The following is a 14823-nucleotide window of genomic DNA, read 5'->3' on the forward strand; positions in this document are numbered from 1 at the left end:
ATATCGCGTTTCAGCGACTTTTATAATTTAACATTTATCGTTAAATCTGTCAACAACTTTTTTCTTTCGTTCCTGACGACGCTTATTAATTTACCATATTAATCATTTAATAGTCAACACTTTTTAAAAAAATGCCAAAATAATTTTATCTTGGCATGATATAAAGCTTAATAATCACTAATGCTACCACACCCGGTAGGCCTAATAAACTCGTTATTGCTGCTGTCCCCATGTTAATCGGGATATGAAAATCAAAATATGTCCCTACAACATTTACGATAAAAAGCAATGCTATTCCTAAAGTAACATGAAAAATCACCTTACCTATAAAACGTAATGGCTTAGAGGCAACACCAAAAACAAGAAAAATAAACACTAAAGTAAGAATGCCAACAATAATAATTGTAGAATTCATTTTTTCCTCCTTATAAATGACCTATACATCTATTTGTATGGGACAAGACAATAAAAAAGAACAGTTATCATAAGTGGCATCCCTTTCATATAAAGCAAATAAAGTGAAACTTTAATCAGTGGGGTGTTCATCCCCACTGATTATTAGTTGAACCAATCGGGCTTTTACGGGCAGTTGATCCCCCGCCTAACTTCTTTGCTTCCGCTAAATTTTGAGGTGGGGGTCTTACTACCCATTAATGCTTGATAAAACAACACCTCAGCATTTAACAAATAAAATAAAAAGGCCTGCTTAGAAAGCAGAACCCTTTACCATTGTTCCATTTTTACAGGACGACGCTTTGCTTCTTTCAACAAGAAGAAATATTTCGCCTCTGCTATTTTCAAAGAACAAATGACATCTTGAGATGGTTCTACACTTTGTTCGACCATCCTCTTCTGACGTAACCACTCATTCTTCACTTTTTCCAAAAGTACAATCAACTTATCGTCATACTCTTTACGCAATTTACCCTTTTTTTGAAAGAACATTTTTGTTTCTCCTCTTATACTTCTCTGCGACCTTCTAACGCTTTCGATAGTGTCACTTCATCTGCATATTCTAAATCTCCACCAACTGGCAGACCATGTGCAATACGAGTTACTTTAATGCCTGTAGGCTTTAAGAGGCGGGAGATATACATCGCTGTAGCTTCCCCTTCAATATTAGGGTTTGTTGCTAATATCACTTCTTGTACCGTTTCATCATGTAGTCGCTTTAAGAGTTGCGGGATATTAATGTCTTCCGGTCCAATTCCCTCCATAGGAGAAATCGCACCACGTAACACATGATATACACCTTGATACTCTTTCATTTTTTCCATCGCGATTACATCTTTCGGTTCTTGTACGACACAAATAACTGATTGATCTCGATGCGAATCATTACAAATATAACAAGGATCACGATCAGTAATATGTCCGCATACAGAACAATACGCTAAATCTCGCTTCGCATTTACAAGTGCTTTCGCGAAACCTAACACATCATCTTCTTTCATATCTAATACGAAAAATGCCAATCGAACCGCTGTTTTCGGTCCGATACCTGGCAACTTCATAAAACTATCGATTAGTTTTGATATTGGTTCTGGATAATGCATATATCAATATCCTCCTAGAACATTCCACCTGGTAAGTTTAAGCCTTTTGTAAATTTACCCATTGTAGAGTTTGAAAGCTCATCAGCCTTTTTAAGTGCATCATTTGTTGCAGCTAACACTAAGTCTTGTAACATTTCGATATCTTCTGGATCTACAACTTCTTCTTTAATCTTCACTTCAAGAATTTGCTTGTGACCATTTGCAATAACTGTAATCATCCCGCCACCAGCTGTACCTTCAACTGTTTTTTCACCAAGCTCTTCTTGCGCTTTCGCCATGTCCTTTTGCATCTTTTGCATTTGTTTCATCATATTATTCATATTTCCCATTCCGCCACGCATCATAATTAATTCCTCCTAATTATTATTATTCTTTTATTTCAATGAGTTCTTGTCCTACTAATTTCACTGCCTCTTCTATAAGAGGGTCTTCCTTTTTCTCCTGGCTTTCTTCAGACTCTCCACCTTCACGTTGTAAAAAGTCTTCACGGATTTTACCCCATTCACTTTTTGGAATGGCAATCATATTTAACCTTTTACTTAGCAATTCAAATAAAGCTTGTTCTACTGTATCCATAGCTTCTCGATTTTCGCTCGCCATCTTACAGTGAATCTCATATTGAAATGCCAAAACGTAAGTGTCATCTGAAGCTGCCACTGGTTCGCTATTTTCTAATAAAACAGCAAATGCTACTTTGTTATATGATTTGAGTCTTCCTAACAACTCACCCCATACAGCTTTTAATTGTTCTAAATCTTGACGCTTCGCTTGTTTTAATACTTCATTTACACGTCCGACAGGAATCTTCATACTTCCTGTTCGTACCGGTTTTGGTGTTGCACGTGTCTCTCTTACTTCCTGTTGTACACCAGCTGGCACACCGTTCTTTTTGACTTGCTCTAACTCTTTCTCCAGTTGCTGCATCCTGTTCATAATTGCTTGCAAACGATCTGTACCATTTGCTTGCATCATAAACTGTTGACACAATTGCACCATAACAACTTCTAAGAAAATACGCGGATGATTTGTCCACTTCATTTCCTGTTGTCCTTTACTAAGGGTATGAATAATCTCATAGATCACTTCCGGTTGCATTTCTTCACTCAACTTACGGAATTGATCATCTACAATTACTCGTTCCAACATATGTTCTAGTTGCGGTGAAGTTTGATATAAAAGCATATCACGATAATAGTAAATGAAATCCTCCATAAAACGAACTGGATCTTTCCCTTTACTCATCATTTCATCTATGATTTGCAATGCTCTTGATACATCATTTTCACGTATGCATTCTACTAAATTGCCTAAGTATTGCTGAGAAACAGATCCTGTTACGGCCAATACATCTTCTGTCGTAACAATCTCATCACTATAAGATATAGCCTGATCAATAAGACTAAGCGCGTCACGCATACCACCTTCAGCAGCACGTGCAACAATTTGTAATGCTTCATCTTCCACTTGCGTACCTTCATTTGTCACGACCGTTGATAATCTCTCAACAATATCATTCACTGATATTTTTCGGAATTCAAAACGCTGACAACGTGAAATAATTGTAGGCGGGATCTTATGAGGTTCTGTTGTCGCCAAAATAAAGATAACATGTCCTGGCGGCTCTTCTAAGGTTTTTAAAAGCGCATTGAATGCACCCATAGAAAGCATGTGAACTTCATCAATAATGTATACTTTATATTCTACAGCACTTGGAGCATATTTTACTTTATCTCTAATATCTCGAATTTCATCTACACCGTTATTTGAAGCCGCATCAATTTCTAATACATCTGAAATGGATCCTTGTGTAATTCCTAGACAAGAAGGACATTCATTACAAGGTTCAGCTACCGGAGCATGTTCACAGTTAATTGCTTTTGCAAATACTTTTGCAATTGTCGTTTTTCCTGTTCCCCTCGGACCAGAAAATAAATAAGCATGTGAAACTTTCTCTTGAAGAAGGGCATTTTGCAACGTTTTTGTCACGTGCTTTTGACCGACTACATCTTCGAACTTTTGCGGTCTCCATGTTCGGTATAACGCTTGGTATGACACGAAAATACGGCCTCCCTCAAAGGTTATTATCTCATTTATTATAACCCATTCTGTTTATAGATTCCAAAAGTTATTTTCTATACAAAAAACTCACCTTTATATTAAGGTGAGTTTTGTATACATATATAACTGCCGTGCACCCTCCGTCGATTACGTACCATAAGCGTTACTCAAGCAGTTAGCTCGGTTCAGGCACTCCTGCGGCACACGAGAAGACCCGCTTATTGCTGCTTCCTTCCGGACCTGACAAGGTTCACGGGGTCCCGTTGCGCAGGACCCAAACGTCAACACCACTTACTTAAGGCAGACCTTACAGCAACATAACCTCGAGAGGGGATTCGGCCTCGCTAGAGCGGATTGCGAGTATAGGGCACCGCTACCTCCCCGCTTAGCACGGCAAAGTTAAAACCAATATTCGGTTGCCTTCATTAAAGGCATTATCAGTATAACTTGTTTCTTTATAAAATGCAAATACGTTAGTTCCCCTTGTTTTTCTCTAATTTTTTCATCGCTTTTCTTTTTTTACGAAGCTCTCTAAAAAAGTTTGTTAACAACGTACCGCATTCTTCCTCTAGTACACCAGTTATTACTTCACATTGATGATTGAAACGTTCATCCGTTAAAAGATTCATCAATGTCCCTGCACATCCACCCTTCGGATCACTTGCACCATATACAACTCGCTTCACTCGTGATAAAACAATTCCACCCGCACACATTGGACAAGGTTCTAATGTTACATACAATGTTGCATCTTCTAAGCGCCATGTCCCTAATTTTTTACACGCCTCATCTATCGCTAGCAACTCAGCATGAGCTATTGATCTTTGCTCAGTTTCTCTTAAATTATGGGCAACACTAATTACCTCACCATCTAACACTATAACTGCTCCAATTGGTACTTCCTGTATTTCCTCCGCCTTTTTAGCTTCAGCTATCGCTAATTGCATAAAATAAATATCTTGATCTTGTTCCATAACATAGTCCTTTCATTACAAATAAAGTACACTTATTTCCATTTACTACACAGGGGATAACTTTTACAAATTCAATCCACCCTAAAAGAAAAAGAGAGGGATTACATATGAAAAATACCGCCTTGCTCATTATCGATATGATTAATGATTTTCAATTTTCCCACGGACCCATTCTAGCTCAAAAATGCGAAACTATAACAAACCCTATTTTACAATTAAAGAAAAAAATGAAATCCTTCGGCTATCCTATAATTTACGTTAATGACCATTATCAACTTTGGAGATCTGATATCGACCAACTTATTACTCATTGCACAAATAAATATAGCGAAAATATAATCCATAAGATTGCTCCAAGTTCTGATGATTATATTTTTATTAAACCACATTATTCTGCTTTTTATGAAACACCTTTAAATTCATTATTAGGTTATTTAAAAATAGAAAATCTAATATTAACAGGAGTTGCCGGGAATATATGTATCCTATTTACAGCTAATGATGCTCATATGAGAAATTATACATTGTATGTACCACAGGATTGTATCGCCTCTAACAACGACCAAGATAATATACATGCTTTAAAAATAATGGAAACTACATTGAAAGCAACTATAACATCGTCATCCAAAATAAAATTTAATTAATACATATATCTATTTTTTAACTTTTTATATCAAATTAACCCGCTCGCTTCCCTCTTGTGCTACAATAATTCTGTTTTGTGTTTTTAGTAGTCACGGTAAATCACTGATTGAAAGGAGGAAACAGCGTGACCGGAGTACCATTTATTACGGTTGAAGGACCAATTGGTGTTGGAAAAACTTCACTTGCGAAGGAAATTTCAACTCACATGCAACTCCACTTACTAAAAGAGATTGTTGATGAAAATCCCTTTTTAGGAAAGTTCTATGAAGACATCGACGAATGGAGTTTTCAAACAGAGATGTTCTTTCTTTGTAATAGATATAAACAGTTAGAAGATATTAACATAAAGTATTTGAATCAAAGGAAACCAGTAGTAGCGGATTACCATATCTTTAAAAATTTAATTTTTGCATCCCGCACATTAAAAGACTCTCAATATGACAAGTACATGCAAATTTATCGTATCCTTACACAAGATATGCCTGTGCCAAACGTCATTGTATATTTAACAGCTAGCCTAGAAACATTGCAAAAACGAATCGCCTTGCGCGGAAGAGAATTTGAAAAAAACATGGATCCAAATTACTTACTACAGCTCACAAAAGATTACGAAACAGCAATGGATGCTTTTAAAAAAGATCATCCAGAGATACCAGTATTGAAATTTAATGGAGACGATATGGATTTTGTAAAAAATCCTGATGATTTAAACGTCATCCTATCTGCCCTTCAAAATACTCTCTTAAAGGAGTCGAAATAATAATGAATTTAAGGCAAAAATATGATATACCCAATGATGCAGTAATCACTATTGCCGGAACGGTAGGTGTGGGTAAATCAACTATGACAACTGCATTAGCTAATGCTTTAGGTTATCGCACATCATTTGAAAAAGTAGATTCCAATCCATATTTGGACAAGTTCTATGCGGATTTCACTCGCTGGAGCTTCCACCTACAAGTGTACTTTTTAGCAGAACGATTTAAGGAACAAAAAAGAATTTTTGAGTACGGTGGCGGTTTTGTTCAAGATCGTTCCATTTACGAAGACACTGGAATTTTTGCAAAGATGCATCATGAAAAAGGTACGATGACGGAAACTGATTATGAAACATACAAAGGTTTATTTGACGCTATGGTCATGACTCCTTACTTCCCTCATCCAGACTTATTAATTTACTTAGAAGGTTCTTTCGATGATATTGTCGATCGCATTCAAGAACGTGGACGCCCAATGGAACAGCAAACACCAATTGAGTACTGGAAAGAAATGCATGGACGTTATGAAAACTGGATTAACAACTTTAATTCATGCCCTGTTTTACGATTAAATATTAATGAATACGATATTTTAAAAGATGGTGATTCAATCGAGCCAATCATTAAAAAAATTGGCCATTTTTTAAAACAAACACGTAAACTTGTAAAATAAAAAACCCGTGCATATGCACGGGTTTTCCTATTAAATTACTTCTTCTTTGTTGGAGCAATAATTTCACTCTCAGGTTTTCCTGCGTTAATACGCTGACGAACAGTACTTGTACTAATATCGTATGCTTCAGCAATCTCTTTAACAGTCATTTCTTTCCCGTTAATCACTGCCGTTAATACTTTACCTGTACGTTTTGGAGCTGCCTCTTTCTTTACAGCTGGTTTTTCAACCTTTTTTGGCGCCTCTACTTTTTTCTCAGCTTGCTTTACATCACAAGTGCAACCACAAAGTTTACGGAATGTATCATCGCTTATAATGCGTGACACATTTGCACCACTGTTTAAAATTCTATTGTTCTTACAGACAGGACATTGTACATAATATAAAGTTTTTCCATCTAAAGGAAACGTTTGTATAATAAGATCCATGTTGACTCCTTTCATATCTATGAAGATAATCATCGGAATATGAGTGTGTAATAAGGACAAAATTGCCTTACACCATACTTTATGATTGGTTTTAAAATAAAAACTCGTTACGTGTTGGTAACGAGTTCTCCAATCTCCACTTATATGCGCTGTTGTCAATTATATCTGGAGGAGGTAGAGGGATTCGAACCCCCGCGCGACTCTCGCCGCCTGTCGGTTTTCAAGACCGATCCCTTCAGCCAGACTTGGGTATACCTCCATATTGACATCAAATATAATATCAAAAGAAAAACAGTTAGTCAACCCTACTAAAATAAATTATGAGGAAAGGAAAATTTTACTTCCCCTCTCCTACATTACAGTACTGACAACGCTCATAATTACCAATCACTCATACCGATGAATGTTTAAATTTACTTAATAACTGTTTTTCCTCCCATATAAGGGCGAAGAACTTCTGGAATTATAATTGTACCATCTTCTTGTTGGTAGTTCTCTAAAATAGCTGCAACCGTACGTCCAATTGCAAGACCAGATCCATTTAATGTATGGACATGTTCTGGTTTTCCGTTTGGCTCACGGCGGAAACGGATATTTGCACGTCTCGCTTGGAAAGCTTCAAAGTTACTACAAGAAGAAATTTCACGATATGTGCCATAGCTTGGAATCCATACTTCAATATCGTATTTCTTCGCTGCTGTAAATCCTAAATCGCCTGTGCACATGCTCATAACGCGATATGGCAACTCTAATAATTGTAACACGCGTTCTGCATCATTTGTTAATTTTTCTAACTCTTCATAAGAATCTTCTGGTTTTACGAACTTTACAAGCTCTACTTTATTGAACTGATGCTGGCGAATTAAACCGCGTGTATCGCGACCAGCTGAACCTGCTTCAGAACGGAAGCAAGAACTAAATGCAGCATATCTTATAGGCAATTGCTCTTTATTTAAAATCTCATCACGATGCATATTCGTTACAGGTACTTCAGCCGTTGGAATTAAGAAATAGTCTTCACTTTCAATACGGAATGCATCTTCTTCAAACTTTGGAAGTTGTCCTGTTCCTGTCATACTTGCACGGTTTACCATATATGGAGGTAATACTTCTTCATATCCATGCTCATCAGTATGAAGATCCAGCATAAAGCTAATTAAAGCACGCTCTAATCTTGCACCAGCACCTTTGTAAAATACGAAGCGGCTTCCTGTTACTTTCCCAGCGCGTTCAAAATCTAAAATTCCTAAATCAGTAGCAAGATCCCAATGTGGCTTTGGTTCAAAAGTAAATTCTTTCACGTCTCCCCAAGTACGCGCTACTACATTATCATCCTCTGTTTCACCGACTGGAGCAGACTCATGAGGGATATTTGGAATAGATAACATTAATCTTTCTAAGTCTTCTTCAACTGTGCGAAGTTCGTTATCAAAATCCTTTACTTTTTCTCCAACCTCACGCATTTCTAAAATTAGAGCTTCTGCATCTTTCTTTTCGCGCTTTAATACAGAGATTTGTTGAGATACTTCATTACGTTTACTTTTTAATTCTTCTGTCTGAACAAGTAGTTCTCTTCTTCTCGTATCCAGTTCTTCAAAACGTCCGAAATCAGTTAGATCTTCACCTCTATACTGTAATTTCGCTTTTACTTCTTCAAAGTTTGTACGTAAAAATTTAATATCAAGCATTATATACTCCTCCTTTTATTTTATAAAACACAAAAAACTCCCGTCCCTATATAAAGGGACGGGAGTTAACCCGCGTTGCCACCCTAGTTGAAAGCATTACCGCTTTCCTCTCAAGTAGAAATAACGGCCCTTCACCGGGAATGCTTACTAATCCAAAAGATGTTCCACATTCCATTCCAGGATGGATTCACAAACTGTTTCTATCGATTTCCACCAACCATCGACTCTCTATAAGAAACAACATTTGTTACTATTTCCTATCAACACGCTTATTTTATAAAATTGTTACCATCAATTTACTATAATCTTATACAAGTTGCAAGTTACTTATACAACTTTTTTCATTTTCGCTTCTTTTACCATTTCAACAAAGTATGCTGTTACACGATGATCATCTGTTAATTCCGGATGGAATGAAGCAGCTAAAAACTGATCTTGCCTTACCGCTACCATTCGGTCACCATGCTTAGAAAGCACTTCAACATTATCAGCTACTTCTACAACATACGGCGCACGGATAAATACACCAACGAAGTCTTCACCCACGCCTTCAATTGAAAGCGCAGCTTCAAAACTATCCTTTTGGCGCCCGAACGCATTGCGCTCAACTGTAATATCCATAGCACCAATATGTGCTTCTTCATAGCCAATAAGTGTTTTCGCAAGAAGAATCATCCCTGCACATGTACCAAACATTGGTTTACCAGACTTTGCAAATGTGCGAAGTGGTTCCATGAAAGCATACTTATCAATAAGACGGCGCATTGTTGTACTTTCACCGCCTGGTAAAATAAGACCATCAATCTCTTCAAGTTGCTCTATACGCTTTACAACAACAGCTTCTGCACCACTTGCTTCAACTGATTTTATATGCTCACGAACTGCACCTTGAAGACCTAGTACACCGATTTTCACCATTTTAAAGTTCTCCTTTAATTACCATCCACGCTCTTGCATGCGTTGTTCTGGTAATAACGTTGAAATTTCGATACCCTTCATTGCATTACCTAACCCTTTAGAAAGGCTTGCAATTAGTTCATAATCTTCATAATGAGTCGTTGCTTCAACGATTGCACGTGCAAATCTCTCTGGGTTTTCTGATTTGAAGATACCAGATCCAACAAATACCCCATCAGCACCAAGTTGCATCATTAATGCTGCATCTGCTGGTGTTGCTACACCACCTGCCGCAAAGTTTACAACTGGTAAGCGACCAAGACGTTTAATTTCAAGTAATACTTCGTAAGGAGCACCAGTATTTTTTGCATATGTCATTAACTCATCTTCACGTAGACTCGCAACTTGACGGATTTCTGCATTGACTTGGCGCATATGACGCACTGCCTCTACAATGTTTCCTGTTCCTGGTTCACCTTTTGTACGAAGCATAGATGCACCTTCTGCAATACGACGTGCAGCTTCTCCGATATCACGACAACCACATACAAATGGAACTGTGTAATCACGTTTATTTAAATGGTATACTTCATCAGCAGGAGTTAATACTTCACTCTCATCGATATAGTCTACCCCTAATGATTCTAATACACGTGCTTCTACAAGGTGACCGATACGGCATTTTGCCATAACCGGAATTGACACTGCACCCATAACTTCTTCAACGATTGTTGGGTCTGCCATACGAGAAACGCCACCTGCTGCACGAATGTCTGCTGGTACACGCTCTAATGCCATAACGGCAACTGCGCCTGCCTCTTCTGCAATTTTTGCTTGTTCAGCGTTAATTACGTCCATAATAACGCCGCCTTTTTGCATTTCTGCCATTCCACGTTTTACACGCTCTGTCCCTGTTACATTTGTCATGTACAAAAACCCCCCTAGGTGAATTGCTTTCCCCCGTTAAAGGCGAAAATTAAGAATACTCTTACATTCTACCACTAACTATCAGATGCTTGTCTACTACTTTTTCATAAAGTCGGTATGAAAAATAGGAATAAAAAAAAAGCCCCTACCATGAGGAGCTTCTAAAACCAACCTTTTACTGTATCAACAGCACTATTCCACATACCACTAAAGAATGAACCAATTCCGCGCATAGCACGAGTAAACCAGTTTGCTTCTTCTACTTCAGATGTTGTTACAAGATCCACTTGCAACGACTTACCAGTTAAAAATCCAGGGTCGTTTGTATCTTTTGGCGTAATTACCATTTGACCAAGCGCAGCTCCCTTTTTAATAGGTGCTTCTTGCCCCTTACTTGATTCTTTTAATTCTGTTTTATAAACATCTTTACTTCCTTTTGGCACTGGAAGTGAAATAGCCTGTTTCGTTTGAACTGCTACATCTTTATCTTTCGCATTTTCTACTCGTACTGTTTCTTGTCCTTTTACTGAAGAACCTTTTTTATACATTTGTTTCACTTCAAAGTTAGCAAATCCATAATCATATAGCTTCTTTGTTTCATCAAAACGTGCTGTATGAGAACTTGTTTTAATAACTACAGAAATAAAACGCATACCGTTTCTTTCAACCGTACCAGTGAAGCAATCTCCTGCTTCTGGAGTTGAGCCTGTTTTCAGACCATCTACGCCATCATATTCTTTAACTAAGCCCTTTAACATCCAGTTCCAGTTTGACATTGCAAACTTCTCTTTTTCTGGACGGAATTCTTTTTTAGGAATTTTTGCTGTATCTAATACTTTTGGATAATCTTTAATTAAATGTTGTGCTAAAGTTGCAACATCCTTTGCAGACATTTTATTTTCTTCATCCGCTGTTGTTCCTTCAGGATGCATTCCCTTTAAATCTTTATTCGTTAAACCTGTAGAATTGACAAATTTATAATTTTTCAATCCTAGTTCTTTCGATTTATCATTCATCATTTTTACGAAATCTACTTCTTTACCTGCAATTGCTTCTGCTAATGCAATCGTTGCACCATTTGCAGAAAAGATTGCCATTGCCTCATATAACTCTTTTACTGTATAAGAGCCACCATTTTCTAATGCAACATTTGATAATGAAGCATCTTGTGAAACCTTATATGCATATTCAGAAACCTTAATTTTCTGGTCCCACTTAAGTTTTCCTTTATCCACTGCTTCGTGAACTAAATATTCACTCATCATCTTTGTCATACTAGCGATGGATAATAATTCATCTGCATTCTTTTGATATAAAATTTTTCCAGAATTCGCTTCTACTAAAATTGCCGCACCTGCTTCAATGTTTAAAGCGGCTCCTGTTTCAGCTGATGCATTGCTATATGGCATAAAAATGCTACAAGCTAGTGTAAGCACTGTTACCAAAGCAATGAATCTTTTGCAAAACATACCTTTCACTTTTGCTACCCCCAATATCTATGTACTCACATAACCGTTATTCTAACATAATCAAAAAAAAATAGACAGAGATATCAAATCTCTGTCTATTTGTATATAAGACATTATAATGAGTAGTTTGGAGCCTCTTTTGTAATTTGTACGTGATGAGGATGACTTTCACGTAAGCCCGCACCTGACATACGAATGAATTGTGCATTTTCGCGTAAGAATTCTAAATCCTGTGCTCCGCAATATCCCATACCTGCACGTAAGCCACCAACTAATTGGTGAACTGTATCCGCTAAAGGTCCTTTATATGGTACTCGTCCTTCAATACCTTCTGGGACAAGTTTTTTATTTCCTTCTTGGAAGTAACGATCTTTACTTCCTTTTTCCATCGCACCGACAGAACCCATACCACGATACACTTTAAATTGACGACCTTGGTAAATTTCAGTTTCTCCAGGACTTTCGGCAACACCAGCAAACATACTACCTAGCATAACAACATGTGCTCCTGCTGCTAAAGCTTTAACCATATCACCAGAGTACTTAACACCGCCATCAGCGATAACTGGAATACCGTGTTTACGAGCTTCCGTTGCACAATCATAAACTGCTGTTAATTGTGGTACACCAACACCAGCTACAACGCGTGTTGTACAAATAGAACCTGGTCCAATACCAACTTTAACTACGTTTGCACCAGCTTCAATTAATGCTTTCGTTGCTTCAGCTGTAGCAACATTTCCAGCGATAATATTTAATGATGGATATTTAGCACGAACTTCTTTTACCTTATCAATAACACCTTTAGAATGCCCATGAGCTGTATCAAGTACAATTGCATCTACACTAGCTTTTACTAATGCATCAATACGAAGCATAGCATCAGCTGTTACACCAACTGCTGCTCCAACTAATAAGCGTCCTTGCTTATCCTTAGCAGAGTTTGGGAATTCAATTACTTTTTCAATATCTTTTATTGTAATAAGCCCTTGTAATACACCGTTATTATCAACAAGAGGGAGTTTTTCAATTTTATACTTTTGTAGGATCTTTTCAGCTTCTTCCAGTGTAGTACCAACTGGAGCTGTAATTAACTGTTCTTTTGTCATTACGTCAGAAATTTTGATTGAGTAGTCTTGGATGAAACGCATATCACGGTTTGTAATAATACCAACTAATTTTCGCTCATCTAAATTATTTACAACCGGTACACCTGAGATACGATATTTTCCCATAAGATGTTCTGCATCATATACTTGATGTTCTGGAGTTAAGAAGAAAGGATCTGAAATAACGCCGCTTTCAGAGCGCTTTACTTTATCAACTTGCTCGGCTTGTTGCTCAATAGACATATTCTTATGAATAATTCCTAAACCACCTTGGCGAGCCATTGCAATAGCCATGTCAGCCTCTGTTACTGTATCCATTCCTGCACTAATTAACGGGATGTTTAGCTGTAAGCTTTCAGATAAAACTGTTTTAACACTTACTTCTCTTGGTAATATATCTGACCTAGCTGGTACAAGTAATACATCATCAAAAGTCAAACCTTCTTTAACAAATTTAGATTCCCACATAATTGTTCCCCCTATGATACCAGAAATTATTATTAGTAGCTTATCAATTGGTTAAAATACTGTCAAGGACGTATATATATGTTAGAATTTTTAGACAATAAAAGGAGCGTAATATATGCATCAAACATCTTGTACTTGGCAGCAGTTAAGTTTCTTTTTTTCATCTCAAAACGTACAACGTTATCTTGCCCGTTGTTACGAAAAATCCTCTATTCAGGATGCCGAAAAAAAAAGTTTTGAAAATTGTTATCCCTTTATTTATTACTTAGAACACGGGAAAAATTATTATGAATTATATAAGACAGCTCCATTTTCCATTCAACCAATGTTGTTATTTTATGGAATTAGTCAACTTTTTAAAGCATGCTTACTAACCATTGATCCTAACTATCCTGAATCCACTACTGTTTTAGCTCATGGTGTTACAACTCGCAAACGAAAAAAACAAGGGTATCAATTTTTAGAAGATGAGGTCAAGATACAAAAAAATGGATTGTTTACTCATGTTGCAGAACAACTGTTTCACATGAAACACTTAGAAGCAGAAAAATTTAACATGTTAGAACTAATGGGAAATATTCCAGAATTACAAAATTTATTTCGCTATAGTCAAAAAGGATCAACTTTATATAAAATCGATTCAACAATTAAAAATGAGCTCTCCTTTTCAGTCAACCTACTAGATCGATTACATATGACTAAAGAGAGATTTTCTCGTTACATTGAAACATCTTGTAAGCATTTATCAATGCAATACGTACCTGAGAAAACTAATGAATCGAATTTACTTTTTACGGCGCCCGTTCAGTCATGGAATCCTATATACAGTACTCCTTTATACTATGAACAGCTTACTGATACTTATTATTTACCACTTACGACTGATCCTAGAAATCCTAAGCCAGTATTACCTGAACTCCTCGTTCATTATTTATTGCTCTATAATTTAAGCATGATTTCTAGGTATGAAACAGATTGGTGGTATGACTTACTTGGAAGCTATGGCTCTGAAGATTATCCATTTATTTATCAATTTCTTAATATTTCTGCTCAAAAAATCCCTTACTATATTTCATCATTTTTACTAACAGAACCTAACCTATTTCATGGGAAATAAAAAAACACAAGTCAAAAGACTTGTGTTTTTAGTTGCTTGGCGACGTCCTACTC

16 protein-coding genes, 1 tRNA gene, 1 other RNA gene and 1 other annotated feature are annotated in these 14823 nt (G+C 36.9%); of the genes, 4 read left to right on the forward strand and 14 right to left on the reverse strand.

Going from position 1 to position 14823, the window contains the following annotated elements:
* Window positions 1–145 precede the first annotated feature (145 nt).
* From RT27_RS30280 to tadA, 7 genes are all read right to left on the reverse strand, one after another.
* A complete protein-coding gene (locus tag RT27_RS30280) occupies window positions 146–415 on the reverse strand; it encodes a pro-sigmaK processing inhibitor BofA family protein (protein ID WP_001089274.1) in 270 nt (89 codons plus the stop codon).
* Between the two features lie 308 nt (window positions 416–723).
* Window positions 724–945 carry a YaaL family protein gene (locus tag RT27_RS30285; protein ID WP_000466019.1) on the reverse strand — a complete coding sequence of 74 codons (222 nt, stop codon included), beginning with the start codon at window positions 943–945 and terminating at the stop codon, window positions 724–726.
* A gap of 14 nt (window positions 946–959) precedes the next feature.
* Window positions 960–1556 carry a recombination protein RecR gene (gene recR, locus RT27_RS30290; RefSeq protein ID WP_043938863.1) on the reverse strand — a complete coding sequence of 199 codons (597 nt, stop codon included), beginning with the start codon at window positions 1554–1556 and terminating at the stop codon, window positions 960–962.
* 14 nt (window positions 1557–1570) lie between these two features.
* Entirely contained in the window at window positions 1571–1897 is a 327-nt protein-coding gene (locus tag RT27_RS30295) for a YbaB/EbfC family nucleoid-associated protein (protein WP_014894853.1), read from the reverse strand.
* 25 nt (window positions 1898–1922) lie between these two features.
* Window positions 1923–3611, reverse strand: coding sequence for a DNA polymerase III subunit gamma/tau (dnaX, locus tag RT27_RS30300; RefSeq protein ID WP_016084367.1), 1689 nt, complete (start codon window positions 3609–3611; stop codon window positions 1923–1925).
* A 132-nt stretch (window positions 3612–3743) separates the two neighbouring features.
* Window positions 3744–4008: signal recognition particle sRNA large type (gene ffs, locus RT27_RS34555), an RNA gene on the reverse strand.
* A 79-nt stretch (window positions 4009–4087) separates the two neighbouring features.
* Window positions 4088–4588 (reverse strand): tRNA adenosine(34) deaminase TadA, encoded by a 501-nt coding sequence (tadA, locus tag RT27_RS30305; RefSeq protein ID WP_016079529.1) that lies wholly within the window; start codon window positions 4586–4588, stop codon window positions 4088–4090.
* A gap of 107 nt (window positions 4589–4695) precedes the next feature.
* Between tadA and RT27_RS30310 the strand changes: the two genes are divergently transcribed.
* The 3 genes from RT27_RS30310 to RT27_RS30320 all read left to right on the forward strand — a co-directional run bounded on the left by RT27_RS30310 (window position 4696) and on the right by RT27_RS30320 (window position 6667).
* A complete protein-coding gene (locus tag RT27_RS30310) occupies window positions 4696–5235 on the forward strand; it encodes an isochorismatase family cysteine hydrolase (RefSeq protein ID WP_043938865.1) in 540 nt (179 codons plus the stop codon).
* Window positions 5236–5360: 125 nt separating this feature from the next.
* The gene (locus RT27_RS30315) at window positions 5361–5996 is read left to right on the forward strand and encodes a deoxynucleoside kinase (RefSeq protein WP_043938866.1); all 636 of its coding nucleotides are present in this window, start codon (window positions 5361–5363) and stop codon (window positions 5994–5996) included.
* A gap of 2 nt (window positions 5997–5998) precedes the next feature.
* Entirely contained in the window at window positions 5999–6667 is a 669-nt protein-coding gene (locus tag RT27_RS30320) for a deoxynucleoside kinase (RefSeq protein WP_001053585.1), read from the forward strand.
* 35 nt (window positions 6668–6702) lie between these two features.
* On the opposite strand, the gene RT27_RS30325 is transcribed toward RT27_RS30320, so the two are convergent.
* The 7 genes from RT27_RS30325 to guaB all read right to left on the reverse strand — a co-directional run bounded on the left by RT27_RS30325 (window position 6703) and on the right by guaB (window position 13653).
* Window positions 6703–7095 carry a DUF3797 domain-containing protein gene (locus RT27_RS30325; RefSeq protein WP_043938868.1) on the reverse strand — a complete coding sequence of 131 codons (393 nt, stop codon included), beginning with the start codon at window positions 7093–7095 and terminating at the stop codon, window positions 6703–6705.
* A 166-nt stretch (window positions 7096–7261) separates the two neighbouring features.
* A tRNA-Ser gene (locus RT27_RS30330) sits at window positions 7262–7354 on the reverse strand.
* Window positions 7355–7508: 154 nt separating this feature from the next.
* Entirely contained in the window at window positions 7509–8783 is a 1275-nt protein-coding gene (gene serS, locus RT27_RS30335) for a serine--tRNA ligase (protein WP_043938870.1), read from the reverse strand.
* Window positions 8784–8834: 51 nt separating this feature from the next.
* Window positions 8835–9056, reverse strand: a binding site (T-box leader).
* 54 nt (window positions 9057–9110) lie between these two features.
* Entirely contained in the window at window positions 9111–9701 is a 591-nt protein-coding gene (gene pdxT, locus RT27_RS30340) for a pyridoxal 5'-phosphate synthase glutaminase subunit PdxT (RefSeq protein ID WP_016079534.1), read from the reverse strand.
* Window positions 9702–9719: 18 nt separating this feature from the next.
* The gene (gene pdxS / locus RT27_RS30345) at window positions 9720–10607 is read right to left on the reverse strand and encodes a pyridoxal 5'-phosphate synthase lyase subunit PdxS (RefSeq protein WP_000186158.1); all 888 of its coding nucleotides are present in this window, start codon (window positions 10605–10607) and stop codon (window positions 9720–9722) included.
* Between the two features lie 161 nt (window positions 10608–10768).
* Window positions 10769–12076 carry a D-alanyl-D-alanine carboxypeptidase DacA gene (dacA, locus tag RT27_RS30350; protein ID WP_125653127.1) on the reverse strand — a complete coding sequence of 436 codons (1308 nt, stop codon included), beginning with the start codon at window positions 12074–12076 and terminating at the stop codon, window positions 10769–10771.
* Between the two features lie 113 nt (window positions 12077–12189).
* Complete coding sequence (gene guaB / locus RT27_RS30355; RefSeq protein WP_000264089.1) at window positions 12190–13653, reverse strand: IMP dehydrogenase; 1464 nt, start codon at window positions 13651–13653, stop codon at window positions 12190–12192.
* A gap of 115 nt (window positions 13654–13768) precedes the next feature.
* Here guaB and RT27_RS30360 point away from each other — a divergent pair, with 115 nt between their 5' ends.
* Window positions 13769–14770, forward strand: coding sequence for a YaaC family protein (locus RT27_RS30360; RefSeq protein ID WP_043938872.1), 1002 nt, complete (start codon window positions 13769–13771; stop codon window positions 14768–14770).
* Window positions 14771–14823 lie beyond the last annotated feature (53 nt).

Source organism: Bacillus sp. L_1B0_5 (genome assembly GCF_000836715.1).
Lineage (GTDB): Bacteria > Bacillota > Bacilli > Bacillales > Bacillaceae_G > Bacillus_A > Bacillus_A thuringiensis_S.

Coding starts and splice junctions, on each gene's coding strand:
- RT27_RS30280 (WP_001089274.1), bottom strand. CDS start 415: ATGAATTCTACAATTATTATTGTTGGCATTCTTACTTTAGTGTTTATT.
- RT27_RS30285 (WP_000466019.1), bottom strand. CDS start 945: ATGTTCTTTCAAAAAAAGGGTAAATTGCGTAAAGAGTATGACGATAAG.
- recR (WP_043938863.1), bottom strand. CDS start 1,556: ATGCATTATCCAGAACCAATATCAAAACTAATCGATAGTTTTATGAAG.
- RT27_RS30295 (WP_014894853.1), bottom strand. CDS start 1,897: ATGCGTGGCGGAATGGGAAATATGAATAATATGATGAAACAAATGCAA.
- tadA (WP_016079529.1), bottom strand. CDS start 4,588: ATGGAACAAGATCAAGATATTTATTTTATGCAATTAGCGATAGCTGAA.
- RT27_RS30310 (WP_043938865.1), top strand. CDS start 4,696: ATGAAAAATACCGCCTTGCTCATTATCGATATGATTAATGATTTTCAA.
- RT27_RS30320 (WP_001053585.1), top strand. CDS start 5,999: ATGAATTTAAGGCAAAAATATGATATACCCAATGATGCAGTAATCACT.
- RT27_RS30325 (WP_043938868.1), bottom strand. CDS start 7,095: ATGGATCTTATTATACAAACGTTTCCTTTAGATGGAAAAACTTTATAT.
- serS (WP_043938870.1), bottom strand. CDS start 8,783: ATGCTTGATATTAAATTTTTACGTACAAACTTTGAAGAAGTAAAAGCG.
- pdxT (WP_016079534.1), bottom strand. CDS start 9,701: ATGGTGAAAATCGGTGTACTAGGTCTTCAAGGTGCAGTTCGTGAGCAT.
- pdxS (WP_000186158.1), bottom strand. CDS start 10,607: ATGACAAATGTAACAGGGACAGAGCGTGTAAAACGTGGAATGGCAGAA.
- dacA (WP_125653127.1), bottom strand. CDS start 12,076: ATGTTTTGCAAAAGATTCATTGCTTTGGTAACAGTGCTTACACTAGCT.
- guaB (WP_000264089.1), bottom strand. CDS start 13,653: ATGTGGGAATCTAAATTTGTTAAAGAAGGTTTGACTTTTGATGATGTA.
- RT27_RS30360 (WP_043938872.1), top strand. CDS start 13,769: ATGCATCAAACATCTTGTACTTGGCAGCAGTTAAGTTTCTTTTTTTCA.